At 69.6% G+C, this 24227-nt stretch carries 17 protein-coding genes; 8 read left to right on the top strand and 9 right to left on the bottom strand.

What is annotated here, in order from left to right; all coding sequences use genetic code 11:
• The first annotated feature begins 411 nt into the window (after nucleotides 1–411).
• Nucleotides 412–861, top strand: a complete 450-nt coding sequence (locus ACZ7M7_RS26785; protein WP_383612858.1) for a PTS sugar transporter subunit IIA — start codon at nucleotides 412–414, stop codon at nucleotides 859–861.
• 82 nt (nucleotides 862–943) lie between these two features.
• A complete protein-coding gene (gene ptsP, locus ACZ7M7_RS26780; RefSeq protein ID WP_472120770.1) occupies nucleotides 944–2614 on the top strand; it encodes a phosphoenolpyruvate--protein phosphotransferase in 1671 nt (556 codons plus the stop codon).
• A gap of 81 nt (nucleotides 2615–2695) precedes the next feature.
• Here ptsP and ACZ7M7_RS26775 read toward each other — a convergent pair whose 3' ends face one another.
• Nucleotides 2696–3589 carry a hypothetical protein gene (locus tag ACZ7M7_RS26775; protein ID WP_472120768.1) on the bottom strand — a complete coding sequence of 298 codons (894 nt, stop codon included), beginning with the start codon at nucleotides 3587–3589 and terminating at the stop codon, nucleotides 2696–2698.
• Between the two features lie 107 nt (nucleotides 3590–3696).
• Entirely contained in the window at nucleotides 3697–5664 is a 1968-nt protein-coding gene (locus ACZ7M7_RS26770; RefSeq protein ID WP_472120766.1) for an acetoacetate--CoA ligase, read from the bottom strand.
• Nucleotides 5665–5876: 212 nt separating this feature from the next.
• Between ACZ7M7_RS26770 and ACZ7M7_RS26765 the strand changes: the two genes are divergently transcribed.
• The gene (locus ACZ7M7_RS26765; RefSeq protein WP_472120764.1) at nucleotides 5877–8255 is read left to right on the top strand and encodes a glycoside hydrolase family 31 protein; all 2379 of its coding nucleotides are present in this window, start codon (nucleotides 5877–5879) and stop codon (nucleotides 8253–8255) included.
• Here the strand turns inward: ACZ7M7_RS26765 and ACZ7M7_RS26760 are convergent.
• Nucleotides 8246–8782, bottom strand: a complete 537-nt coding sequence (locus ACZ7M7_RS26760) for an NUDIX domain-containing protein (protein ID WP_472120762.1) — start codon at nucleotides 8780–8782, stop codon at nucleotides 8246–8248. The genes ACZ7M7_RS26765 and ACZ7M7_RS26760 overlap by 10 nt on opposite strands.
• A gap of 49 nt (nucleotides 8783–8831) precedes the next feature.
• Nucleotides 8832–9638 (bottom strand): M15 family metallopeptidase, encoded by an 807-nt coding sequence (locus ACZ7M7_RS26755; protein WP_472120760.1) that lies wholly within the window; start codon nucleotides 9636–9638, stop codon nucleotides 8832–8834.
• Nucleotides 9639–9832: 194 nt separating this feature from the next.
• On the opposite strand from ACZ7M7_RS26755, the gene ACZ7M7_RS26750 reads away from it, so the two are divergent.
• The 5 genes from ACZ7M7_RS26750 to glpK all read left to right on the top strand — a co-directional run bounded on the left by ACZ7M7_RS26750 (nucleotide 9833) and on the right by glpK (nucleotide 16088).
• Nucleotides 9833–10258 (top strand): Zn-ribbon domain-containing OB-fold protein, encoded by a 426-nt coding sequence (locus tag ACZ7M7_RS26750; RefSeq protein WP_383613080.1) that lies wholly within the window; start codon nucleotides 9833–9835, stop codon nucleotides 10256–10258.
• The gene (locus ACZ7M7_RS26745; protein WP_472120758.1) at nucleotides 10255–11445 is read left to right on the top strand and encodes a lipid-transfer protein; all 1191 of its coding nucleotides are present in this window, start codon (nucleotides 10255–10257) and stop codon (nucleotides 11443–11445) included. The genes ACZ7M7_RS26750 and ACZ7M7_RS26745 overlap by 4 nt, the downstream gene beginning before the upstream one ends.
• Nucleotides 11446–11612: 167 nt before the next feature.
• Complete coding sequence (locus ACZ7M7_RS26740; RefSeq protein ID WP_472120756.1) at nucleotides 11613–13265, top strand: EAL domain-containing protein; 1653 nt, start codon at nucleotides 11613–11615, stop codon at nucleotides 13263–13265.
• A gap of 485 nt (nucleotides 13266–13750) precedes the next feature.
• A complete protein-coding gene (locus ACZ7M7_RS26735) occupies nucleotides 13751–14548 on the top strand; it encodes an MIP/aquaporin family protein (RefSeq protein ID WP_472120754.1) in 798 nt (265 codons plus the stop codon).
• 19 nt (nucleotides 14549–14567) lie between these two features.
• The gene (gene glpK, locus ACZ7M7_RS26730) at nucleotides 14568–16088 is read left to right on the top strand and encodes a glycerol kinase GlpK (RefSeq protein ID WP_383612890.1); all 1521 of its coding nucleotides are present in this window, start codon (nucleotides 14568–14570) and stop codon (nucleotides 16086–16088) included.
• A gap of 118 nt (nucleotides 16089–16206) precedes the next feature.
• Here glpK and ACZ7M7_RS26725 read toward each other — a convergent pair whose 3' ends face one another.
• From ACZ7M7_RS26725 to ACZ7M7_RS26705, 5 genes are read right to left on the bottom strand one after another with little or no spacing between them, the layout of a single operon-like run.
• Nucleotides 16207–16812 carry a GTP-binding protein gene (locus tag ACZ7M7_RS26725; protein ID WP_383612893.1) on the bottom strand — a complete coding sequence of 202 codons (606 nt, stop codon included), beginning with the start codon at nucleotides 16810–16812 and terminating at the stop codon, nucleotides 16207–16209.
• Complete coding sequence (locus ACZ7M7_RS26720) at nucleotides 16793–20443, bottom strand: hydantoinase B/oxoprolinase family protein (protein ID WP_472120751.1); 3651 nt, start codon at nucleotides 20441–20443, stop codon at nucleotides 16793–16795. The genes ACZ7M7_RS26725 and ACZ7M7_RS26720 overlap by 20 nt, the downstream gene beginning before the upstream one ends.
• A 24-nt stretch (nucleotides 20444–20467) precedes the next feature.
• Complete coding sequence (locus ACZ7M7_RS26715) at nucleotides 20468–20863, bottom strand: DUF742 domain-containing protein (protein ID WP_472120749.1); 396 nt, start codon at nucleotides 20861–20863, stop codon at nucleotides 20468–20470.
• Nucleotides 20864–20872: 9 nt separating this feature from the next.
• Nucleotides 20873–21310, bottom strand: coding sequence for a roadblock/LC7 domain-containing protein (locus ACZ7M7_RS26710; protein WP_062722491.1), 438 nt, complete (start codon nucleotides 21308–21310; stop codon nucleotides 20873–20875).
• A complete protein-coding gene (locus tag ACZ7M7_RS26705; protein ID WP_472120747.1) occupies nucleotides 21307–24156 on the bottom strand; it encodes a nitrate- and nitrite sensing domain-containing protein in 2850 nt (949 codons plus the stop codon). Before ACZ7M7_RS26705 ends, ACZ7M7_RS26710 begins: the two co-directional genes overlap by 4 nt.
• Between the last annotated feature and the right edge of the window lie 71 nt (nucleotides 24157–24227).

The following is a 24227-nucleotide window of genomic DNA, read 5'->3' as shown; positions in this document are numbered from 1 at the left end:
GGCGTTGATTTTTGGCACGCTGTTGAGTTCTCAAGGAACGGACGCTTCCTTTGTACTCACCCTCTCGGGCTTTCCTCCGGGCGCTTCCCTTCGGTGTTTCCAAACTCTATCAGGGTTTTTCCGACTCCCTGACCACCATCCTGCGAGCATGCAGAAGGTGACCCCGAGATAGGATCCGACAAGTTTGTTGCTGCCAGGCGAGGTTGCGTAGTCGCGTCGCTCAGCCCCAAGGCAGGAGTACGACAGTACACGCGGTCACGGAGCGGGTGCAAATCGATTTGGGGTATGGTCTAGACCACTCCGGTCCGCTCGCGCGGAACCGGCACTTCATGTGACATACGCTGCTGAACAGTGTGCCGTCCAGCACAGGCAGCGACGGCCATATCGATCTCCACCCCTGGGAGGCTTCCCATGACCACCGTGACGTCCCCATTGGCAGGACGCGCCGTTGGACTGGCGTCCGTGCCGGATCCGGTCTTCTCCGGGGCCATGGTCGGCCCGGGCACAGCGATCGACCCGGTGCGCGAACCGTCCGAGGCTGTGTCCCCCGTGGACGGAGTCATCGTCTCTCTCCATCCGCATGCCTTCGTCGTCGTCGACGAGCAGGGCCACGGTGTACTCACCCACCTCGGCATCGACACGGTGCAGCTCAACGGCGAGGGCTTCGAGTTGCTCGTGAACAAGGGCGACACCGTGACGCGCGGCCAGAGCATCGTCCGATGGAACCCCTCGGCCGTCGAGGCAGCCGGCAAGTCCCCGGTGTGCCCGGTGGTGGCCCTTGAGGCAACGGCGGAGGCCCTCTCCGAACTGCGTGACAACGGCGACGTAAAGGCCGGCGACAGCCTCTTCCTCTGGAAGTGACTTCGGTGCCGTCGCATGGCGGCACGTAGGGACGACAACCACTGCGGCGGCCGGGCCCGCCGCCTTATCGGAGACGGGTGAGATGGAGACAACGCTGCGAGGCGTCGGCGTGAGCCACGGTGTGGCGATCGGCGAGGTTCGGCACATGGGAACGGCGGTCCTCGAGCCGCCTGCCAAGCAGATCCCGGCCGAGGATGCGGAGCGTGAACAGGGGCGCGCCCGCAAGGCCGTAGAGGCTGTGGCCGCCGACCTGATTGCGCGCGGCAATCTGGCGGGGGGCGAAGCGCAAGCTGTGCTCGAGGCTCAGGCCATGATGGCCCAGGACCCCGAGCTGATGGCGGATGTGGACCGGCGTATCGCCGTGGGCAGCACTGCCGAGCGTGCCGTGTACGACGCCTTCGCCGCGTACCGCGAGCTGCTGGCCGGTGCCGGTGAGTACCTTGCCGGCCGGGTGGCCGACCTCGATGACGTGCGGAATCGTATCGTCGCTCGTTTGCTCGGGGTTCCGATGCCGGGTGTGCCGGACAGCGACGAGCCCTATGTCCTTGTCGCTCGCGATCTCGCTCCGGCCGACACGGCGCTGCTGGATCCGGCCCTGGTCCTCGGCTTTGTCACCGAGGAGGGCGGGCCGACCAGCCACAGCGCGATTCTGGCGAGGGCGCTCGGTGTGCCGGCCGTGGTCGCGCTGCCGGGTGCCGGTGAGCTCGCCGAGGGTACGGTCGTAGCTGTGGACGGCAGCACGGGCGACGTCTTCGTGCACCCGAGCGACGAGAAGAAGGCGGAGCTTGAGGGCGCTGCCGCCGCGCGCAAGGCCGCCCTCGCCGCGTCCACCGGGCCGGGCGCCACGGCCGACGGCCACAAGGTGCCGCTGCTGGCCAATGTCGGCGGACCGTCCGACGTTCCGGCCGCTGTCGAAGCGGGTGCCGAGGGTGTCGGTCTGTTCCGGACCGAGTTCCTCTTCCTCGACGACAGCAAGAAGGCGCCGTCGGAGGAGAAGCAGGTCGAGGCCTACCGCCAGGTTCTCGAGGCCTTCCCCGAGGGCCGTGTCGTCGTACGTGTTCTGGACGCGGGTGCGGACAAGCCGCTGGACTTCCTGACGCCGGCCGATGAGCCGAACCCGGCGCTGGGTGTGCGGGGTCTGCGGACGTTGCTGGACCACCCCGACGTGCTGCGCACCCAGCTGACGGCGCTTGCGAAGGCGTCGGAGGGTCTGCCGGTCTACCTCGAGGTCATGGCCCCGATGGTGGCGGACCGGACCGACGCGAAGGCGTTCGCGGACGCGTGCCGTGCGGCCGGGCTGCAGGCGAAGTTCGGTGCGATGGTGGAGATCCCGTCCGCCGCGCTGCGGGCACGCTCGATCCTGCAGGAGGTCGAGTTCCTGTCGCTGGGGACGAACGACCTCGCGCAGTACACCTTCGCCGCGGACCGTCAGGTGGGTGCGGTGTCCCGCCTGCAGGATCCGTGGCAGCCCGCGCTGCTCGACCTGGTCGCGCTGTCCGCGGAGGCGGCGAAGGCCGAGGGCAAGAGCTGTGGCGTCTGTGGTGAGGCCGCTTCCGACCCCCTGCTGGCGTGTGTGCTGACCGGTCTGGGTGTCACCTCCCTGTCCATGGGTTCGGCGTCGATTCCTTACGTCCGGGCGACGCTGGCGAAGTACACGCTGGCGCAGTGTGAGCGTGCCGCTGCGGCCGCGCGGGCGGCGGACAGCGCCGAGGAGGCACGCAACGCCGCTCAGGCGGTGCTGTCCGGCGAGTAGTCGGAGCAGGACATCTGCGTGATGGCTGCAGGCCTGTTGTGATGGGGCGCTCCACCTGTTGGTGGGGCGCCCCATTCGCGTTCAGTGGTGGTGTCCCGGTAGCGCTTCCTCATTGCCCAGGTCCGGTGGCACGCAGTAGTCGACGCCGGATTCCGGGGAGATGAGGTCTCCGGATTCGATGTCAGTGCAGTAGGCGTCGAAGACCTCGCCGGCGGTCAGGGGTTCCAGCCCCTCTCCGCGCAGGCGCCATCCGTAGATGCGGTCGGACGTGCCGGGGGCGCTGGTCCGCATGACGAGTCCGCCGGGGCTCCGGGTGGCGAGGCCGACGGCAAGGACCGTGGTGAACTCCAGGGCTTCGGCCTCGTCGAGGTGAGTGGCGCCCTCGGTGTCTTCGTCGGCGTGCAGGACGGAGACGAGTGCTTCCGGGGTCCCGGTGACGCTGCAGACGAGGTGCCGGCTGCCCGGCTGGGCCGTGTCGAGGATGCGGACGAGGAGGCTCGAGGCGCGCACGAATGCCGCACGGCCGATGTCCTCACCGCAGGTGGCGCAGGCGCCGAGGCGTGCCAGGAGTGTGGACGCGTACTCCCACGTGGCTTGTCGGACGGCTTCGTCGACGAGGGCCGGCACGAGGTCTGCGAGGGGCTGGCCCTGGTAGGGGACGGTGGGTCCCGTGGTCGCCAGTTCGGCGGTGAAGCGTGTGCGGCTTGCTGCGTTGTCGGGGTCGAGGCCCGTTTCCACGCAGAACTCGGCGTACTCCTGCGGATCGAAGAGGGCGATCGTCGTATGGCTGCCTTGGGAGGCCCGAGTTTTGAGGAGGGCCTCCACCTGCTGGAGGTAGATCTTGTGGTCGTCGAAGGTGAAGCTTCGGTAGTGCCGCATGGCACGGAAGTCGTGCTCGTCGGTGAGCAGGCCGATGGTGCCGGCGATTTCGCGGCGCAGGACGCGTCGCATCGTCAGGTGGTCGGTGTGCGCCATGTTTCCCCCTGTGCGTGCGCAGTCGATCAATGCTCACTCACAGTAACCGGCGGCACTGACATCGGCCCCGGCTCGTCGTGGTTCGACGAGTCCGGGGCCGGTGTCGGTCAGGCGCGCTTGCGGGCCAGTTCCTCGTAGAAGTGCATGAGGTCGAGGTTGTCGATGGAACCGGGGTTGACGGCCCGCTCCAGGGGTGTGCCCTGGAGAAGGCGTTTGACCGGGACCTCGATGCGCTTGCCCGTGAGGGTGTGGGGGACGCCGGGGACTTCGATGACCTCGTCGGGGACGTGTCGTGGGGAGAGCTGTTCGCGGATGGTCTGCTTGATGCGGCTCAGGAGCGCTTCGTCGAGCACCGCTCCGGGGGCCAGGTGCACGAACAAGGGCATCCAGTAGCCGCCGTCGGGCTGTTCGATGCCGATGACGAGGGATTCCTTGATCTCGGGGAGGCGCTCGACCGCTTCGTAGATGTCGGCCGATCCCATGCGGACGCCCTGGCGGTTGAGTGTGGAGTCGGAGCGGCCGTGGATGACGACGGAGCCTCGTGAGGTGAGAGTGATCCAGTCGCCGTGGCGCCATACGCCGGGATAGGTGTCGAAGTAACTGTCGTGGTAGCGCCTGCCGTCGGGGTCGTTCCAGAAGTGGATCGGCATGGACGGCATGGGGTTGGTGACCACGAGCTCGCCCACCTCGTCGATGAGGGGTTCGCCGCTCGGGTCCCAGGACTGCAGGTCGGTGCCGAGGCCCGGGGCCTGGAGTTCGCCTACGTACACAGGCAGGGTGGGCACGGCTCCCGCGAAGCAGGAGCACACGTCCGTGCCGCCGCTGACGGAGGCGATCCAGAGGTCGTCGCGGACCTCGTCGTGCAGCCAGCGGAAACCGTCGGGCGGCAGCGGTGATCCGGTGGTGGCGACGCACTGGACCTTGGTGAGGTCGAAGTCGCGCGCGGGGTGCACGCCGGCCTTGCGGCAGGCCATGACGTACGCCGCGGAGGTGCCGTAAAGGGTGGCTCCCGTGCGTTCGGCGATTCGCCATTGGGCGCCCGTGTCGGGATAGCCCGGGCTGCCGTCGTACAGGACGATCGTGGTGCCGGTGAGCAGGCCGGAGACGAGGAAGTTCCACATCATCCAGCCTGTCGACGTGTACCAGAAAAAGCGGTCCTCTGGGCCCAGGTCGCAGTGCAGTCCGAGTTGTTTGAGGTGTTCGACGAGGATGCCGCCCTGGGATTGGACGATGGCCTTGGGGAGGCCGGTCGTGCCGGAGGAGTAGAGCACCCAGAGGGGGTGGTCGAAGGGCACCTGCTCGAAGACGGGTTCCTCGTCGGCGGCTGTGAGGGCCGACCACTCGAGCGCACCTTCTGGGGCCGCAGTGCCGAGGAGGGGAATGTGCACCACGGCGCGCAGCGTGGGCAGTTCGCCGCGAAGCTCGGAGACGATGTCGCGGCGGTCGTGCTCCTTGCCGCCGTAGCGGTAGCCGTCGACGGTGAACAGGACGACCGGTTCGATCTGCTGGAAGCGGTCGAGGACGCTGCGGGCGCCGAAGTCGGGGGCGCAGGACGTCCAGACTCCGCCGACGGCGGCGGTGGCGAGGAGGGCCACTACGGCTTGCGGGATGTTCGGCAGGTAGCCGCTGACGCGGTCACCGGGGCGCACGCCGAGGGCGCGCAGCTCGGTGGCGAGAGACCCGACCTGGCGGCGCAGCTCGGACCAGGTCACGGGGCTGGGCTCGTGGGATTCGTCGACGTACAGGAGTGCGGGTTCGTCGGCGCGGGTCTCAGCGGCGCGCAGGGCGTGCTCGGCGTAGTTCAGAGTGGCGCCGGGGAACCACTGGGCACCGGGCATCGAGCGGTCGCCCAGCGCGCGCGCGTACGGAGTGGAGAAGCGTACGTCGAACCACTGCGTGACGGCCTTCCAGAAGGTGTCCAGTTCGTCGACCGACCAGCGGTGCAGTGCCGCGTAGCCGCCCTCGGAAGGGGCGCCGTGGTGCTCGGCGGCCCAGGCCTGGAACTTGGTGACCTGAGCCCGGGCGATGCGCTGGGGATCTGGCTGCCAGAGCGGCTGAGGGTTCACGATCGACATGGAGCGGCTCCCGGACTGTGCGCGTCGTGTGCGTCTTCCGCGCACGGCTGGGTTGTGCGCGTGACGCGGCTGACAGGGACGATGCCATGTGATCGACTTCTACACCAGGGTGCGCCACACACAGTCCGTGTCGTGAAGATGTGGTCCCGGCACGGGTGAACGGAAGTTGAACGGCGCCCGCGTGTGGGGCGGTCAATGGCAGGCTGAGCAGCATGAACGGTCGTGACCTGGTGCGTTCGATGAAGGTGGTCGGTTCTGTGGGAGCGGCCCAGGGGTTGCGTACCGTGCGATCGGCGTGGCGCAGGAGGCGTGCCGACGCCGCGGGGCTGCCGCCGCGGGGTGCGGAGCGTGCCCGGGTACCTGGGCCGGTGCAGGAGGTGCAGCCCGGTCCGGGCGGCGGGGTCATCCGGTTCAGCCGCTCCGAGCTGTGCGTCACCGTCGCCGTGAACGGCGCCGTGTTCTGGGGCTGGGACGGGGCCTCTCCCGAGCCGTCGTATGCGCTCGCGGGTCGCTGTCCGGAGCCCGATCCACGGGCGGTGCTGGAGCCCGACAAGGAGGGCGGCTGGCGGGTCGTGGCCGAGCGGGTCACGGTCGTCATCTCACGGCACGGCGCCGTGGAGGTGAAGACGCCCGGTGGCGTGACCCTGCGCCGCGACCTGCCGCCGCGCTGGTGGGAGCCCGTCGAGGGTGGGGCGGCACGGTGGATGCAGCGCTCGGAGGTGGCCGCGGACGCGCGGTTCTTCGGGCTCGGTGGCCGGGCGTCCGGACCCCGGTTGAAGGATGGGACGTACCGGTTGTGGAACACCGACCCGGGCCAGGCCTTCGGTCCTGGTGACGACCCCCTCTACATCACCATGCCCGTGCAGGTGGTGGTGGCCGACGCTGCCACGCACCTGGTGTTCCACGACACCTCGTGGGACGGCATGGTGACGTTGCGGGAGGGCGAGGAGGGCGCCGGATCCGGGCACGACCGGGCGGGGACGTGCGAAGTACGGATGGACGGCGGTCCGCTGCGCTGCTGGGTCATGGTGGGCACACCCGCACGCGTGCTGCGCGCCTGGGCCGCCCTCACCGGTGCGCCCGCTCTGCCTCCGGCGTGGGCGCTGGGCCACCATCACGCGCGATGGGGTTTCGGCAGCGAGCAGGAGGTCCGGCGGATCGTTTCGGGCTACCGGGAGCGCGGTCTGCCTCTGGACGCGGTTCATCTGGACATCGACCACTACGACGAGCACCAGGTGTTCACGGTCGATCAGGATGCCTTCCCCAAGCTGCCGCAGCTCGCCGAGGACCTGCGCCGGGACGGTGTGCGCCTGGTTTCCATCGCCGACCCGGCGGTCAAGGCCGCGCCCGGCAATGCCGTGTACGACAGCGGGACGGCCGAGGACGCGTTCGTACGGGACGCCTCGGGTCATCTCGTGCGGGGAGTCGTCTGGCCCGGGGAAGCGGTCTTTCCGGACTTCACGCACGCGCGGGTGCGCAAGTGGTGGGGTGGGCTCTACGTGGAACGGTTGGCGCAGGGGTTCTCGGGCTTCTGGCATGACATGAACGAGCCGACCTCGTTCGCGGCTTTCGGGGAGTCGACGCTGCCGCGTTCGGCCAGGCACTCCCTGGAAGGGCGAGGCGGGGACCACAGGGAGGCCCACAACGTCTACGGCCTGTGCATGGCCAGGGCGGGATACGAGGGCTTGCTCGAACTGGCGCCCAGGGAGCGGCCCTTCGTCTTCTCCCGCTCGGGGTGGGTCGGCATGCAGCGCTACGGGGGGACCTGGTCCGGGGACGTGGCCACAGGCTGGCCCGGGCTGCGGGCGTCGCTGTCGCTGGTCATGGGCCTCGGGCTGTGCGGGGTGCCGTACTCGGGGCCGGACGTGGGCGGATTCGACGGGAGTCCGTCGCCGGAGCTGTATCTGCGCTGGTTCCAGTTGGCCGCGTATCTGCCGCTGTTCCGTACGCACGCGAGTCTGCGGGCGGGGCGCAGGGAGCCGTGGGAGTTCGGTCGCGAGGTGCTGGAGCACGCGCGCGTGGCGCTCGTCGAGCGCCGCAGGCTGCTGCCGTACTTCGTGACGCTGGCGCATCTGGCCCGGCGCACAGGGGCGCCGTACGTCCGTCCACCGTGGTGGTCGGCTCCGGAGGACCGCATGCTGCGTGACTGCGAGGATGCGTTTCTGCTGGGCGACTGTCTGCTGGTGGCGCCGGTGCTGGATCCGGGAGCTGACCGGCGTGCGGTGCAGCTGCCAAGAGGGCGCTGGTACGACACGACCACGGGGCGGGCGTACGAGGGGCCGGGGCAGGTTCTCCTGGACGCGCCCGTGTCCCGCATCCCGGTGCTGGCGCGCTCGGGTGCCGTCGTCCCCGTGCGCGGGGACGACGGCGGGCTGGAACTGGAGGTGTGGGCGCCCGCCCCGGGACGCACCGGGGGCGGGCTGGTCGTGCCGGACACGGGTGACGGCGAGGACGAACCGGAGATCGAACGGTATGTCACCCGCTGGGAAGGCCGAAAGCTGGTCGTCGAGCTGGAGCGCGAGAACGGCTTGATCGCCTCGCCCCGTCCGGTGCGCGTACGAGGGCTCGATGAGCCTTCGGCTCAGATGTAGCGGCCCTCGAAGAACGCCCTGACGGCCAGCGTGTGCAACGGGAAGGCGAGCTCCTCCGGCCTGCGCAGGAGGTGCCAGCCCTCTGTCTCGTCCGTGGCGGCCGAGGTCGGCAGGCGGTCGGCCGGCCGTTCCGGAAGGAGGCCGAACAGCAGCAGATGGCCGCCGGGAGAGCTCATCGCGTCGACGAGACGTACGTCGCGGGCGGCCGCGTCGATGCCGGTCTCTTCCTTGAGCTCGCGGACGACGGCCTGACGCCAGTCCTCACGGTCGTCGATGTAGCCGCCGGGCAGGGCGATGCCTCCGCGCGCGGGGGCCACGGTTCGGGTGATGACGACCAGGGCGGTGCCCTGGTCGTCGTACACGGGCTGGAGCGCGATCGCTACCGGCAGCGGATTGCGGTAGACCACGGCGCCGCACGCAGGGCAGGTGCGGGGCCAGCCGGAGACGCCCTCTCCGTAGGGCGCGCCGCAGCTTGAACAGTGGGAATCCGCTGCGGAGTTGGGGGCGGAGTGCTGAGTTTCGGACACGCGGCGGACTGTATCCGATCAGTGGAGGGGCGTCTTCCGGGGGGCGTCGCTAGCGCCCGACCAGGGATTTCCAGGACACGGGGAAGTTGAAGTAGGTGTCCGGGTAGGGCTCCGGCTTGAACGTGTAGTGCCACCACTCCTCGGCGAGATTCACGAAGCCGAGGGCTTCGAGGGTGTGCTTGAGCAGCAGGCGGTTGGCCCGTTGTTCGCCCTGGATGCGCGGGTCGAGGGTGTGGGAAAGGGTGTCGAAACAGTCGAAGCCGGTGCCCATGTCGACGGAGTTGTCGGGGAAGCGCTCGGCCTTGGGGGCGTAGCAGGGTACGAGGGGTTCTCCTGGTGCGTATGGCCTGGTGGGCTTCGCCGGGAGCTTGACGATCGTGAGGTCCAGGGTCGAGCCGCGGCTGTGCCCGGACTTCTCGGCGATGTATCCGTCCGCGAACAGGCGGGTCTTGTCGACGTTCGGGTAGAACTCGTCCTTCATGGCCTCGTCGTCGAGGTCCTCGGCCCAGCGCACGAAGTTGTCGACGGCGCGTTGCGGGCGGTAGCAGTCGTACACCTTGAGCGTGTAGCCCTGACGCAACAGCCGCCGCTGGGCCTCGTGGAGGGCCTCGGCGGCAGGTCGGGTGAGGATGCACAGGGGCTGCCGGTAGCCGTCGATGCGCTCGCCCACGAAGTTGTGCCGGGTGAAGTACCGCATCTCCTGAACGATGGTCGGGTCCACCGTTCTCAGCGCCACGAAGTCGTTCGGCACTTTGGGCTCCGGCTTCGCCTGGGCAGCTGTTGGGGCGGCGGTCACAGCGAGGAGGGTGGCGAGCGTGGTGACCAGTCCCCGTACGGCGGTTGAGAGTCGTGTCATGTCTCCTGCATCTATCAGGAGTGTGTTCCGTCTCGGAAGCGATCGGATGCATTCCACCCCGAAAGCCGGACAGGGAGGCCTGCGCCGCCGGTGAGCCCAGGCAGCCCTGCCACATTTCCGCTGCGCGTGGCAGACTTCTGACGTTCCGTCAGATCTGTCGATCAGGAGGGGCTATGCCACGCACGCGCACACCGGTGGTCGCCGGGTGGTTCGCCGGGGACGAGACCGACTTCCGCCTCCTGGGCACCCGCTGCTCGGCCTGCGCCTCGGTCTTCTTTCCGCGCGAGGACGCTCACTGCCGCAACCCCGACTGCCCGGGCGGCGACCTGGAGGAGATACCTCTCTCGCGGCGGGGGCGCGTGTGGTCGTACACGGACAGCCGATACCGTCCTCCGTCACCCTATGTGACCAACCCGGAACTTCCCTGGGAGCCCTACGCGTTGATCGCTGTGGAGCTGGAGTCCGAGCGCCTCGTGGTGCTGGGTCAGGCGGTTCCCGGGATCACTGTCGCCGATCTGACGGTGGGCATGGAGGTGGAGATCGTCCCCGGCGTGCTGCATGAGGACGCGGAGACGATCTGGACGACGTGGCACTGGCGGCCGACAGGGGTGACGGCATGACGGACGAGGTGGCGGTGCTGGGCGCGGGCATGCACCCGTGGGGCAAGTGGGGACGCAGCTTCGTCGAGTACGGCGTGGTGGCGGCTCGCGCGGCGATCGCCGATGCGGGACTTGAGTGGCGGGACATCGGGTCGATCGTCGGTGCGGACACCGTGCGGGGCGGCTATCCGGGGTATGTGGCGGGGGCGACGTTCGCGAAGGCGCTCGGCTGGCAGGGCGCACGGGTCACGAGTGTGTACGCGGCGTGCGCCTCGGGGGCTCAGGCCATCAACACGGCGCGCGCACAAATACTGTCGGGGCTCGCGGACGTGGTGCTGGTGGTGGGTGCCGACGCGGCTCCCAAGGGCTTCTTCCGGCCTGCGGGCGGCGACCGGCCCGACGATCCGGACTGGATTCGCTTCCGCGCCCTAGGGGCGACCAATCCGACGTACTTCGGGTTGTACGCGCGTCGGCGGATGGCCGTGCACGGGGACACACCGGAGGACTTCGCGCAGGTCAAGGTGAAGAACGCCGCAGTGGGTGCGCTCAATCCTTACGCCCGCTACCGCAAGCCGGTCACCGCCGAGGAGGTCGCCGCCTCCGCCGTGGTCGCCGATCCCCTACGGCTACTCGACATCTGCGCGACCTCGGACGGAGGTGCGGCGCTCGTGCTGGCCGGTATGGAGTTCGCGCGTCGGCACGGAGCCGAGGATCCGGTGCGGATCCGGGCGGTGTCCACCGTGACACCGCGTTACCCCAACACCGTCCTGGATCTGCCCGACATCGCGACCGACTCGGCAGTGGCAGTGCAACCGGCGGCCGAGACATTCCGGGAGTCGATCGCGCGCGCGGCCTATCAGGAAGCCGGCATCGGCCCCGAGGATCTCTCCTTGGCGGAGGTCTACGACCTGTCCACCGCACTGGAGTTGCAGTGGTACGAAGATCTGGGGCTGTGCGGCGAGGGCGAAGCCTCGAAGCTGCTGAGGGAGGGCTCCACGGCACTGGGCGGGCGAATACCGGTGAACGCGAGCGGCGGTCTGGCCTCCTTCGGAGAGGCGGTTCCGGCCCAGGCGATCGCCCAAGTATGCGAACTCACCTGGCAGTTGAGGGGCGTCGCGGCAGACCGGCAGGTCACCGGGGCACGTGTGGGAATCGCCGCCAACCAGGGTCTGTTCGGGCACGGGTCGGCCGTGGTCGCGGTGCGATGAGCCGCGAGGGCTTGACGGGCCCTGACACACGCGGTTGTGAGTGTGGCGTCGGCGCCACATCACCGCGGACGACGTGGCGTTTCTACACTGCGTGAGCAAGCCGGAATGCTGCGTGAACGTCTCATGAACTGGGCTCGGGCGGGCTTCGGCGGCGACATCATGCTGCCGTGGACGCCTGGACGGATACTCTCCGCTTCGCCTTCCAACCGGTGGTCAATCTGACGACCGGTGGAGTCGCGGGGCTGGAGATTCTCGCCCGCCCGGAGACCGGCGACGTCCTGGCCGAGGCGCGCCGCGATCCCGAACTCGACGGCCGGCTCGCCGTGTTGGCGTTTCGTGCGGCGGCCCGCAGGGAGACGTTGCTGCCCCTGCACGTCAATGTGTTCGCCGGCACCCTCGCCGAACTCGGTGGGCTCACACCGCTGCACGACGCCGTGCGCGCGGCGGGTCGGCTGCCGTGGGAGGTGACGATCGACGTCGGTCCGCCCTACACGCACGTGCCGCAGCACGCGCTGCTGGAGGCGATCGGCGCACTGCGGAACCAAGGCTTCCGGGTCAGCGCGGACGGCGTCGGAGACGGCGATCTCCCACTGCGCCTGCTCACGGACATGGCGCCGGATCTCGTCAAGCTCGACGCGTCCCTGCTGGCGCGCCCGGCCGCGGTGCGGGCGATGCGGACGCTGTGCGAGCAGCAGGGCGCACTCCTGTGCGTCGAGGGTGTCGAGACGGAGCTCCAGTGCGCGTCCGCGCGGTCGGCCGGTGCGCAGCTGGCGCAAGGGGAGCTGTTCGCCCCGCCGGCTCGGCTGCCCGCAGCGGAGGTATACGTTCCGCCACGCTCCCCCGGACTGTCGGTGACGCCACGGTCGGGACCGTCTGTACGGCAGTTCGTGCGGCCGGCCGCGTTGCTGCCCACCAGCGCGTCCGCGGGCCAGGTGCGGGCGCTGCTGACCGGGTCGCCGGACGTGTCCGGGGTGCTCCTGGTGGACCGGAGCGGCGTCCCGGTGCGGTCGGTGCACCGTTCCCGCTTCCTGCTGTCGATGTCGGGCCGCTACGGCCATGCCCTGTACGCGGACCGGCCCGCGGCCAAGCTCGGAGATCCCCCACGCACCGTCGGCGTCGACGCCACCGCGTGGGAGGTGCTGGACGTGGTCGCGGACGGCGGGAGCAACCGTACGTCGGACGATGTGGCGGTGGTCGACCGGTACGGCCGTTGCGTGGGCGTGGTGCGACTCGCGGACCTCGTACGAGCCCTCGCCGAGAATCGCGTCGAGGAGGCCGCCGGGCTCAACCCGCTGACCCGGCTGCCCGGTTCGGACGCGATCACCGGTGAGGTGGACCGGCGGATCGCGGACGGCCGCAGGTTCGCGCTGAGCTGGCTGGATGTGGACCACTTCAAGCAGGTCAACGACGGAGCCGGGTTCGCGGCGGGCGACGAGCTGATCCGGTCCGTCGGACGGGTGCTGCAGCACGCGGCGACGGACACTCTCCGCGTGGGCCACATCGGCGGGGACGACTTCCTGGTGCTGGCGGATCCGGAGGGGCTCGATCCGCTGGCCACGTCGGTGCTGGACGCGCCCTGGTCCGCGGGTGGGCTTGCCATCACACTGTCCCTGGCCACGGTCCTGTGCGAGCCCGGAAGCGTGACGGACCACCGGCAGGCGGCCGCCTGTCTGGCGCCGCTGAAGAAGGCCGCGAAATCGCTGAGCGGAGCGAGCTGGGTGCTGGGCCGGGCGGGGCTCCCCGGGCACGAGATCCTGCGCGGAGTGGACGAGGCGACGGCCCGGGCCGAGTGGGCGGTGGCGGAGCCGGGCAGAGGGTGAGACGCTTCTCCTACCAGGTCGGCGGAGGCCGAGGCGGCGTCCGCCGAGGCCTCAATGCAAACATCATCATCGGCCCCCGTCGGGTCCGGCAGGAACTGGCCTCCCTGCCGCCTCAGCGGAGCCCCCGGTGCCCGTCCCGCCCGCGAATGGCGTGCCGTGAGCCCGGTCGACGGCCATCCGTGACCGTGGGCACGCCCCCAACCGTTGACGTCCGCGACCTTGACGCCCCCTGGACGCCGGTGAACACTTCCCGGTGTCAGTCGACATCGCCGTACATTCTCGGCGTATCCACGCACTGCGCCGCGCGGTTGCGCCTGTACCAGAGCCCTTTCCCCCACGGGCGAGTCGGCTGCGACGGCACGCTCGTCACGGACGCCGGGCGGGGCGCGGGACCCTTCCCTGCCTTCGGCTGAAGTAGCCAAGGGAAACGCACCCTGCACGGAGGTTCGGGGTCGATCACCCCGGGCCACGGCCAAGGAGCCGCCATGACCAACGGAGACATATTCGTCGGCGAGATGATCGGTACGGCGATCCTGATCCTGTTCGGCGCCGGCGTCTGCGCCGCCGTCACCCTGAGATTCTCCAAGGCACGCGCCGCGGGCTGGGTGGTGATCGCGTTCGGCTGGGGCTTCGGTGTGCTGGCGGGCGCCTACACCGCCGCCCCGCTCTCCGGCGGTGTGATCAACCCGGCCGTCACCTTCGGACTCGCCGTCGACACCGGCGTGTGGGACAAGGTCTGGGTCTATCTGCTCGGCCAGATCACCGGCGCCATGATCGGCGCGGTGCTGTGCTATCTCGTGTACTACGCCCAATTCCAGGCGAACGTACGGCAGACGGGCACCACAGAAGGCACGGCGGACGAACCAGTTCCGACGCTCGGCATCTTCTCCACCATCCCGGAGATCCGGAACCCGATCGCCAACCTGATCACCGAGATACTCGCCACCATCGCCCTGGTGCTGCCCATCCTGGCGCTGGTCGGCAACAACAGGCACGTCGAGGGCATCGGCATCGGACAGATCGCGGGACAAGCCGACGGCATCTACGGCTCCGGCATCGCGATCCTGCTCGTCTCACTCCTGGTCGTCGGCATCGGCCTCTCCCTGGGTGGCCCGACCGGGTACGCCATCAACCCAGCACGTGACCTCGGACCGCGCATCATCCACACCTTCCTGCCGATCCCGAACAAAGGCACGTCCGATTGGGGCTACTCGTGGATCCCGGTGGTCGGTCCACTGATCGGCGGCCTGCTCGGTGGTGTCATCTACAACGCAGCCTTCTGAATCAGCCCAAGGGGTGACCATGACGGACAACGCAGAAAAGTACGTCGCCGCAATCGACCAGGGCACCACCTCCAGCCGCTGCATCGTCTTCAACCAGAACGGCGCCATCGTCGCCGTCGACCAGCGCGAGCACCGCCAGATCTTCCCCAAGCCCGGCTGGGTGGAGCACGACGCCACCGAGATCTGGTCCAAGGTGCAGGCGGTGGTGGCCGGCGCGATAGCCAAGGCCGGACTGCGTGCCGACCAGCTCAGCGCGCTGGGCATCACCAACCAGCGCGAGACGACCGTTCTGTGGGACCGCGCGACGGGCAAGCCGGTGCACAACGCGATCGTGTGGCAGGACACCCGTACGGCGGCGCTGTGCAACCAACTGGGCGGCTCCGACGGTCAGGATCGATTCCGTGAGCAGACCGGGCTGCCGCTGGCCAGCTACTTCTCCGGCCCGAAGGCGGCCTGGCTGCTGGACAACGTGCCCGGCCTCAGGGACCGCGCCGAGCGCGGCGAGATCGCCTTCGGCACCATCGACTCCTGGCTGATCTGGAACCTCACCGGCGGCACGGACGGCGGCCATCACGTCACCGACGTGACGAACGCCGGACGCACCATGCTGATGAACCTGGAGACCCTCCAGTGGGACCCCTCGATCCTGTCCGCCATGAACGTCCCCGAGGCCGTCCTCCCGGAGATCAAGTCCTCCTCGGAGGTGTACGGAACCGCCGTCGGACAACTGGCCGGGGTGCCGGTCGCCTCTGCCCTGGGCGACCAGCAGGCAGCCGTGTTCGGGCAGGCCTGCTACGACGTCGGCACCGCGAAGAACACCTACGGCACGGGCAGCTTCCTGCTGCTCAACACCGGCAACAGGCCGGTGCCGTCGAAGAGCGGGCTGCTGACGACCATGGGCTACAAGATCGGCAGCGAGGCGCCCGTGTACTGCCTGGAAGGGGCAATAGCCATAACGGGCGCGCTGGTCCAGTGGTTCCGCGACCAGCTCGGCATCATCAGCACCGCCGACGAGATCGAGCCACTAGCGGCGAGCGTCGAGGACAACGGCGGCGCGTACATCGTGCCCGCCTTCTCCGGCCTGTTCGCGCCGTACTGGCGTTCCGACGCGCGTGGGGTGGTCACCGGACTGACGCGGTACGTCACCAAGGCGCACCTCGCTCGCGCGGTGCTGGAGGCGACGAGCTGGCAGACGCGCGAGGTCGTGGACGCCATGTACCAGGACTCCGGTGTGCACATCACGACCCTGAAGGTCGACGGCGGCATGACGAAGAACAACCTGCTCATGCAGCACCAGGCGGACGTGCTCGACGTGCCGGTGATCCGGCCCAAGATCTCCGAGACGACCTGCCTGGGTGCCGCCTACGCGGCTGGGCTGGCCACCGGCGTGTGGAACGACCTGGACGAGCTCAAGGCGCACTGGGCGAAGGATGTCGAGTGGACGCCGACCATGAGCGCCCAGGAGCGGGACGGCGAGTACCACAACTGGCGCAAGGCGGTGGAGAAGAGCTTCGGCTGGCTGGAGGACGGCGAGAGCTGACCGCGCTCCCCATGCGGTCCACGCGTGCTTGCGCTCCGTAGGAGCCACGCGCGCGTGTCATGAGCCACGGCTCGTACCCCGGTCGGCGGGGGTACGGGCCGTGCCCGTCCACCGGGCTTCAGGTGGTCACGGTCTGGCGGCGGTCCGCCTGGTAGGCCATCGCGTGCTGGACGACGCCGATGAGGATCTCCTTGACGGACTCCCGGTCGCGGGCATCGCACAGCAGCAGCGGTACGCCGTCGTCGAGGTCGAGGGCCTGCCGGATGTCCTCCGCCGGGTAACGGGCGGATCCCTCGAAGCAGTTGACTCCCACGACGAAGGGTATGGAGCGCCGCTCGAAGTAGTCGACGGCCGCGAAGCAGTCCTCCAGGCGCCGGGTGTCGGCGAGCACGACAGCGCCCAGCGCGCCCTCGGACAGCTCGTCCCACATGAACCAGAACCGCTCCTGGCCGGGCGTACCGAAGAGGTACAGCACCAAGTCCTCGCGCAGGGTGATGCGCCCGAAGTCCATGGCCACGGTGGTGGTGCGCTTGCCCTCGACACCGCTCGTGTCGTCGACCGGGCGTCCGGCCTCCGTGAGCAGTTCCTCGGTGCGCAGTGGCCTGATCTCGCTGACCGCGCCGACGAGGGTGGTCTTGCCCACGCCGAAGCCGCCGGCCACCAGGATCTTGAGCGTGACGGGCTCGACCGGAGGCTTCCCGCGCTCAGAACGCCCGAAGATCATCGATCTCTTCTCCTGCTTGATGGGGGTCGCGCGACGGTGGGCCGTAGCCTCCGCCGCCAGGGGTTTCGATGACGAGTACGTCGCCGGCTCCGACGTCCGCCGAGTCGCTGGCGCCGAGTGCGGTGACCGTGCCGTCCGGGTGCTCAACGTGGTTGGCTCCCAGCGCGCCGGGTTCGCCGCCCGCCATGCCGTAGGGCGGGACCCTGCGGTGCTGGGACAGGGTGGAGACGGTCATGGGCTCGTGGAACCGGATGCGGCGCACCGCGCCGTCCCCGCCGCGCCACTGCCCGGCCCCGCCGCTGCCGCGCCGTACGGCGAACTCGTCGAGCTGTACCGGCAGTCGCCACTCCAGCACTTCGGGATCGGTGAGCCGCGAGTTGGTCATATGGGTCTGGACGACGGGCGCGCCGGGGAACCCGTCGCCCGCTCCGGACCCGGAGGCCACGGTCTCGTAGTACTGATGCCGTTCGTTGCCGAAGGTGACGTTGTTCATGGTGCCGGAGCCCTCGGCCTGGACGCCGAGAGCGGCGTAGAGGGCGCCGGTGATGGCCTGGGAGGTCTCCACATTGCCCGCGACGACCGCTGCCGGGGGTTCGGGGGCGAGCATGGAGCCGGGCGGCACGACGATGTCTAGGGGGCGCAGGCAGCCGTCGTTGAGCGGGATGTCGTCGGCGACGAGGGTGCGGAAGACGTACAGCACTGCCGCGTTGACGACCGAGAACGGGGCGTTGAAGTTCGTGGTCAATTGCGGGGAGGTGCCGGTGAAGTCGACGGTGGCGCGGCGGTTCTCGCGGTCCACGCGCACGCGTACCCGGATGGTCGCGCCCGAGTCGGTCTCGTAGGCGTACTCGCCGTCGTCCAGGGCGTCGATGACCCTGCGTACCGCTTCCTCCGCATTGTCCTGGACGTGCTTCATGTACGCCTGGACGACGTCGAGACCGAAGTTCTCGATCATCCGGGCGACTTCCTCGACGCCCTTCCGGTTGGCGGCGATCTGGGCGCGCAGATCGGCGAGGTTGGTCTTGGGGTTGCGCGACGGGTAGCGCGCTTCGGTGAGCAGGCGGAGGGTCTCCTCCTCACGGAAGCGGCCGTTCTCGGCGAGGAGCCAGTTGTCGAAGAGGATTCCCTCCTCCTCGATGGTGCGGCTGTCGGCGGGCATGGAGCCGGGGGCGATGCCGCCGATCTCGGCGTGGTGGCCACGTGAGGCGACGTAGAAGAGGATCTCCCGCTCACCCTCCGTGTTCGACGTACTTCCCGTGTCGAAGACGGGGGTGATCACAGTGACGTCGGGCAGGTGAGTGCCGCCGTGGTACGGGTCGTTGACGGCGTAGGCGTCGCCGGGGCGCATCCGAGAGCCGCGGCGCCGGATGACCTCCTGGACGCTCGTGCCCATCGAGCCCAGGTGGACGGGGATGTGTGGGGCGTTGGCCACCAGGTTTCCGTCCGGGTCGAAGAGCGCGCAGGAGAAGTCCAGGCGCTCCTTGATGTTGACGGACTGGGCGGTGGATTCGAGGCGGGCGCCCATCTGTTCGGCGATGGACATGAAGAGGTTGTTGAAGACCTCGAGGAGAACCGGGTCGGCTTGCGTGTCGAGATCGGAACTCTGCGTAATCACCGTGCGTTCCATGACCAGATGCCCGTCGTCGGTCGTCGCGGCTTGCCAGCCGTCGTCGACGACGGTCGTCGCACTGGCCTCGGTGATGATCGCCGGACCGGTGACGGTTTCGCCGGGAGGCAGGTGTTCTCGGCGGTGGAGGGGTACGTCGCGCCAGGTTCCGCCCGTGTGGAGGGGGACGGTGCCCGGGGCGGCCGGCCTGCCTTCAGGGGCGGCTTCGTGAGGGGCGAGAGCGGAGAGATCGGGGGGTTCGGTGATGCCGGTGGCTTCGACGGAGAGGGCTTCGACGACGATCGGGCGGTCGAGGGTGAAGGAGTACGTGGCGCGATGACGTTCCTCGAAGGCGTGCCCCATCGTGACGGGCTCGGTGAGTTCGACCGTGAGGGTGGTGTCGGTGCCGTCGTAGCGGAGTTGGGCGCGCCGGGTGATCCGGATGCGGTCCTCGGGGATGTCCTCGTCGAGGAGTTCGGTGCGGGCGGCTGCTTCCAGGTCGTCCGCGGTCTTCAGGATCCCGGGCATCGAGGCGGCCCGCAGAGGTGCCTCGACGGACTGTTCGCGCATGGCCGTCGTGTCGGAGAGGCCGATGCCGAGCGCGGAGAGGACGCCGGCCATGGGGGGCACGAGAACCGTGCGAATGCCGAGCGAGTCGGCGACCATGCACGCGTGCTGGCCGCCCGCACCGCCGAAGGTGGTGAGGGCGTAGCGGGTGACGTCGTGGCCCTTCTGGACGGAGATCCGCTTCACGGCGTTGGCGATGTTGGCGACCGCGATCTGCAGGTAGCCCTCGGCGACCTGCTCGGGCGTTCGGTCGTCGCCGGTCTGCTCGCGGATCTCGTTCGCAAGGGCGGTGAAGCGCTCACGTACGAGGGCGTCATCGAGGGGCTGGTCCCCGTCGGGTCCGAACACCTTGGGAAAGTGGGCGGGTTGGATGCGGCCGAGCATGACGTTGGCGTCGGTGACCGCAAGGGGCCCGCCGCCCCGGTAGCAGGCAGGGCCCGGGTCCGCTCCCGCCGAGTCCGGCCCTACGCGGTAGCGGGACCCGTCGAAATGGAGGACCGACCCGCCGCCGGCCGCGACGGTGTGGATGTCCAGCATGGGGGCGCGCAGCCTGACACCGGCGATCTGCGTGATGAAGACGCGTTCGTACTCACCCGCGAAATGCGAGACGTCGGTCGATGTACCGCCCATGTCGAAGCCGATGACGCGGTCGAAACCGGCGAGCTGCGACATGCGGGCCATGCCTACGATCCCGCCTGCGGGCCCGGAGAGGATGGCGTCCTTGCCACGGAACTGTCCGGCTTCCGCGAGGCCGCCGTTGGACTGCATGAACATCAGCCGCACGCCTTCGAGTTCATCGGCGACGTGCTGGACGTAGCGGCGCAGGACGGGCGAGAGGTAGGCGTCGACGACGGCGGTGTCCCCGCGCGGGACGAGCTTCATCAGGGGGCTGACCTCGCTGGACAGCGAGATCTGCGGGAAGCCGATGCGGCCGGCGAGCTCTCCGACGGCCTGTTCGTGGGCGGGGTGGAGGTGGCTGTGCATGCAGACCACGGCGACGGCACGGATCCCGTCGTCGTAGGCCTCCTGGAGGGGGCCGGCGAGGGCGTCCAGGTCGGGAGCGTGCAGGAGGGTGCCGTCGGCGGCGATGCGCTCGTCGACCTCGACGACCCTCTCGTACAGCAGCTCGGGCAGTTCGATGCGGCGGGCGAAGATGCGGGGGCGGTTCTGGTAGGCGATGCGCAGGGCGTCACGGAAACCGCTGGTGATGACGAGGAGGGTCCGCTCGCCCTTGCGCTCGAGGAGGGCGTTGGTGGCGACCGTGGTGCCCATGCGGACGGCTTCGATGGGGTCCTCGGAGCCGTCCAGCAGTTGGCTCACGCCCGCCACGGCGGCGTCGGAGTATCGCGCCGGATTCTCCGACAGCAGCTTGTGTGTCAGCAGACGGCCGTCCGGGCGTCGCGCGACGATGTCCGTGAAGGTGCCGCCTCGGTCGACCCAGAACTGCCAGCCTGTCACGTCACTACCCCGCTTCCGCGCCGCTCACAGCGCCCGCAGGCCGCTGATCACGTCGCGCAGAATACTCTCGTCCACCAGCTCGGCAGGCGGTACCGGCCGGTTCACATGGACGAATTCCGAGTCCACGAGATCTCCGACGAGGACCCGTACGACGCCGATGGGCAGATCGAGCTCGGCGGAGAGTTCGGCCACGGACTGCGGGGCGTCACGGCACAGTCCGACGATGTCCACATGTTCCGGGGACAGCGTCGAGTCGGCCTCCGGATCGTCTCCCTGCGGTTCCGAGACGACCACCGCGATCAGGTCGAGACGGTGCTGGGCCGCACTGGTGGTGCGGCCGCGCGTCATGGCGTACGGACGGACGACCGGTCCGGCCTCGTCGTCGAACCAGTGGCTTCTTCCCTGACCGTCAGCGCTCATGCCATCCCACTACCCGCCTGCGGGCAGATCGGTGCGCGGAGCGGTACCCAGATGCACGCCGACACGCTTGACGAGGAGGGTCATCTCGTATGCGACCAGACCGACGTCGGAGTCGGCGTCCGAGAGCACCGCGAGGCAGCTGCCGTCACCGGCGGCCGTCACGAACAGGAAGGCGTCATCGAGCTCGACGACGGTCTGCCGGACGTTGCCCGCCTCGAAGTGACGGCCCACGCCCTTGGCAAGGCTGTGGAAGCCGGACGCGACGGCAGCCAGGTGCTCGCTGTCCTCGCGGGTCAGGTCCTTGGACACCCCTGTCGGCAGGCCGTCGCCGGAGAGCACGAGGGCCTTGCGAATGCTGGCGACGCGGTCCACGAGGTCGTCGAGGAGCCAGTTGAGCTCTCCGGCCTGGTTGGTCGCGGTGTGGCCGGTCGCTTTCGGTGCGGTCATCGACCGTCCCCCTTAGTCGTTCGTTGTGGTGCTGTGCCGCTGTGGGCGTCGTCGCCCGCGGCGTTCTCCTGGCGGCCGCGCTGCCAGCCGCGCTGGAGGGAGGCCATTCGGCTGCGGACCTCGTCCGCGTCCCGCTCGGAAGGCTCCGCCTTCTCCTCGGTGCGCGGTGCCGGGCCCTGTTTGAGCTGCGGAGCCAGGCTGGCCTGGCGTACGCGCCGGGGCAGCGCTCCCGCGCCGGAGCCGGCCTCCTGGGGCGGGGTGGTCGGGTTCGGGGCGGAGTCGGAGCCGCTCGATGCGATCGCGGGACGACGTGTGCGCCTCGGGAGAGCCGGGGGCTCCGGCGGCTCACCGTGGTCGTACCCGGCGGAGGGCGCTGCGTCGGTACGGTCACCGATCCGCCCGGGCGCGCCGGCTCCCTCGCCATGGGATCCCGTACCGCGACGGCGGGACGGCAGCGGAGCGAGGCCGTTGGGCTGCGGACGACTCGGACCTGTCGACGACTCGGCGTCTGCCTTCTCCCAGCGGGAGCGCTGCTCGGTGACAGGGCGTCCGTGTGAACTGACCAGCTTGGGCGTCCCGCGGCGGGGCAGCGGGACAGGCGCGCTCGCGTCGTTGTCCGGGTCGGCGTCGTCCGGCCCTCCGTGGATGCCGGAGACCGGGTGCGGGGTGCCGTGCGGGCCCGTTGCTTCGTCCTCCATGGGGGCGAGGGTACGACGCGGGCGGAAGAGGCCGCCGCGTTCGCCGTCCTCGTCGCCGAGCGCGTCCGGGAAGTCACCGAGGGCGTCGAGATCGACCGGGGCCTCCAGCTCGACCGGGCCGTCGAGCAGCGCGGCGGGCAGGCCGGGCACGCGGGCCGGCACCTGGGAGAGTGCCGCCCGGCGCGACTCCTCCAGCTCGGCCTCCTTCGAGGGCGTGGGCCGGTCGAGACGGAACCCGATGCCGTTGGTGTCCGGGACGTCGTCGGTGAGCAGCGCGTCGGGGATGAACACGACGGCGGTGGTGCCGCCGTACGGCGACGGCTGCAGCGAGACCCGGACGTTCTGTCGCTGGGCGAGCCGGCTGACGACGAACAGGCCGAGCCGGTCGGTGTCGGAAAGTTCGAACTCGGGAGTCTCGGCGAGGCGGAGGTTGGCGTCCAGCAGGACATCGGCCGCCATACCCAGGCCGCGGTCGTGGATCTCCAGAGTGAAGCCGTTGGCGACCCGCTCGCCCAGGACCTGGACGGCGGTGTGCGGCGGGGAGAACACCGTGGCGTTCTCCAGGAGTTCGGCCACGAGGTGGGTGATGTCCGCGACGGCCGGGCCCGTGACGGCGACGCGGGGCAGGCGGCGGACCTCGATGCGCTCGTAGTCCTCGACCTCGGCGACCGCGGCGCGCACGACGTCCATGAGCTGCACGGGCCTGCGCCACTGACGGGAAGGAGCGGCGCCGGAGAGGATCACGAGGCCCTCGGCGTGCCGGCGCATACGGGTGGTCAGGTGGTCCAGGCGGAACAGGTCGGCGAGTTCGTCGGTGTCCTCGGTCCGGCGTTCCATGGTGTCGAGGAGGGTGAGCTGCTTGTGGAGGAGGACCTGGCTGCGGCGGGCGAGGTTGACGAAGACCTCGGAGACCCCGGCGCGCAGTTCTGCCTGCTTGACGGCGGCCTCGACGGCGGCGCGCTGCAGGGTGTTGAGGGCCTGTCCGACCTCGCCGATCTCGTTCTTGTCGTACTCCAGGCGCGGGACCTCGGTCTCCACGTCGACCTGCTCTCCGGCGGAGAGGCGCCGCATCACGCTGGGCAGTCGTACGCCGGAGGCCTCGTGGGCATCGAGGCGCAGCTGCCGCAGGTCGCGGACGAGGCTGCGGCCGATACGCACGGAGAGGAAGAGGGAGAACAGCAGGGCGAGCAGGCCGAGGACGCCGGCGAGGGCCGCCTTGACGATGACACTCATCGCGACGGGGCTGACGCGGTCCTGATAGCGGGCGCCCGCCTCGTCGTTGAGTTTGCTGAGCTCCTCGAGGACGCCTCCGGCGACGGTGTCCCAGCGCTTTGCATCGACCGTGCTGGGCCTGCCCGGCTCGGCGGAGATGACGTCCTGCTCGGCGACTCGCAGCGGAGCGGTGGAGGCGTTCTTCCAGAAGCGCTCGTAGCGGACGCGCTCGGACGAGGGCAGGTCCGTCAGGCTGACCTCGTACATGAGGGTGCGCTGGGCGACGAGATCGGAGACATCGCGTATCTCGTCCCGGGAGAGCTTGCCCACCACCAGGGCGGAACTGAGCAACGCGTCCTCGCGGGAGAGTAGTTCGCGGGCGCGGGTGACGTTGAGAAGGGCGCGGGCCTGCTTGTCCATGGCCACGTTATCGACGCCGTCGAGGGAGGCCAGGAGGGTGTAGCAGGGGTCCACCAGGAGGTTGTACTGGTGGAGGGCGTCGGCGCGGCTCACCGTTCCGTCCTCGACGCTGCGACGCAGGGGATTGATGCCGTCGAAGGCGTCCAGGACGGCCGTGAGGCGCTCGCTGTCGCCCTGGTCCAGCCCGTCGCGGACGTCGGGATCCTTGGCGTTCTTGCGGATCTCGGCGACGGCGGCGTCGGTGGCGTTGCGGGTGGTCCGCAGTGCGGACAGTGCGTCCGAGGCCCGGCGGTCGGCGAGATAGACCAGCGCCTGGCGTCGTTCCTGCTGCAGGACGCGGACGGCGTCCTCAGTGGAGTAGCCGATCTTCTCGACGAGGGACGACACCGTGAAGAGCTGCGCCGCACCTCGCCCTGTGAGTACCGTGGCGAAACCCCAGATCGCGGTGAGGGACACCAGCGGCACGAGAAGCAGCGCCACCATCTTCCGGCGGATCGACGTCCCGCGAAAGCGCATGGCCTCCCCCAGCTCAAACCCCCACCCGGTCAGGGGGCACACATGTGCGTCAACAATCGGCGCGAGCCTAC

Source organism: Streptomyces sp. NPDC111606, from assembly GCF_055656945.1.
Note: the sequence above shows the minus strand (reverse complement) of the source record. Positions and strands in the feature narration are given on the sequence as shown.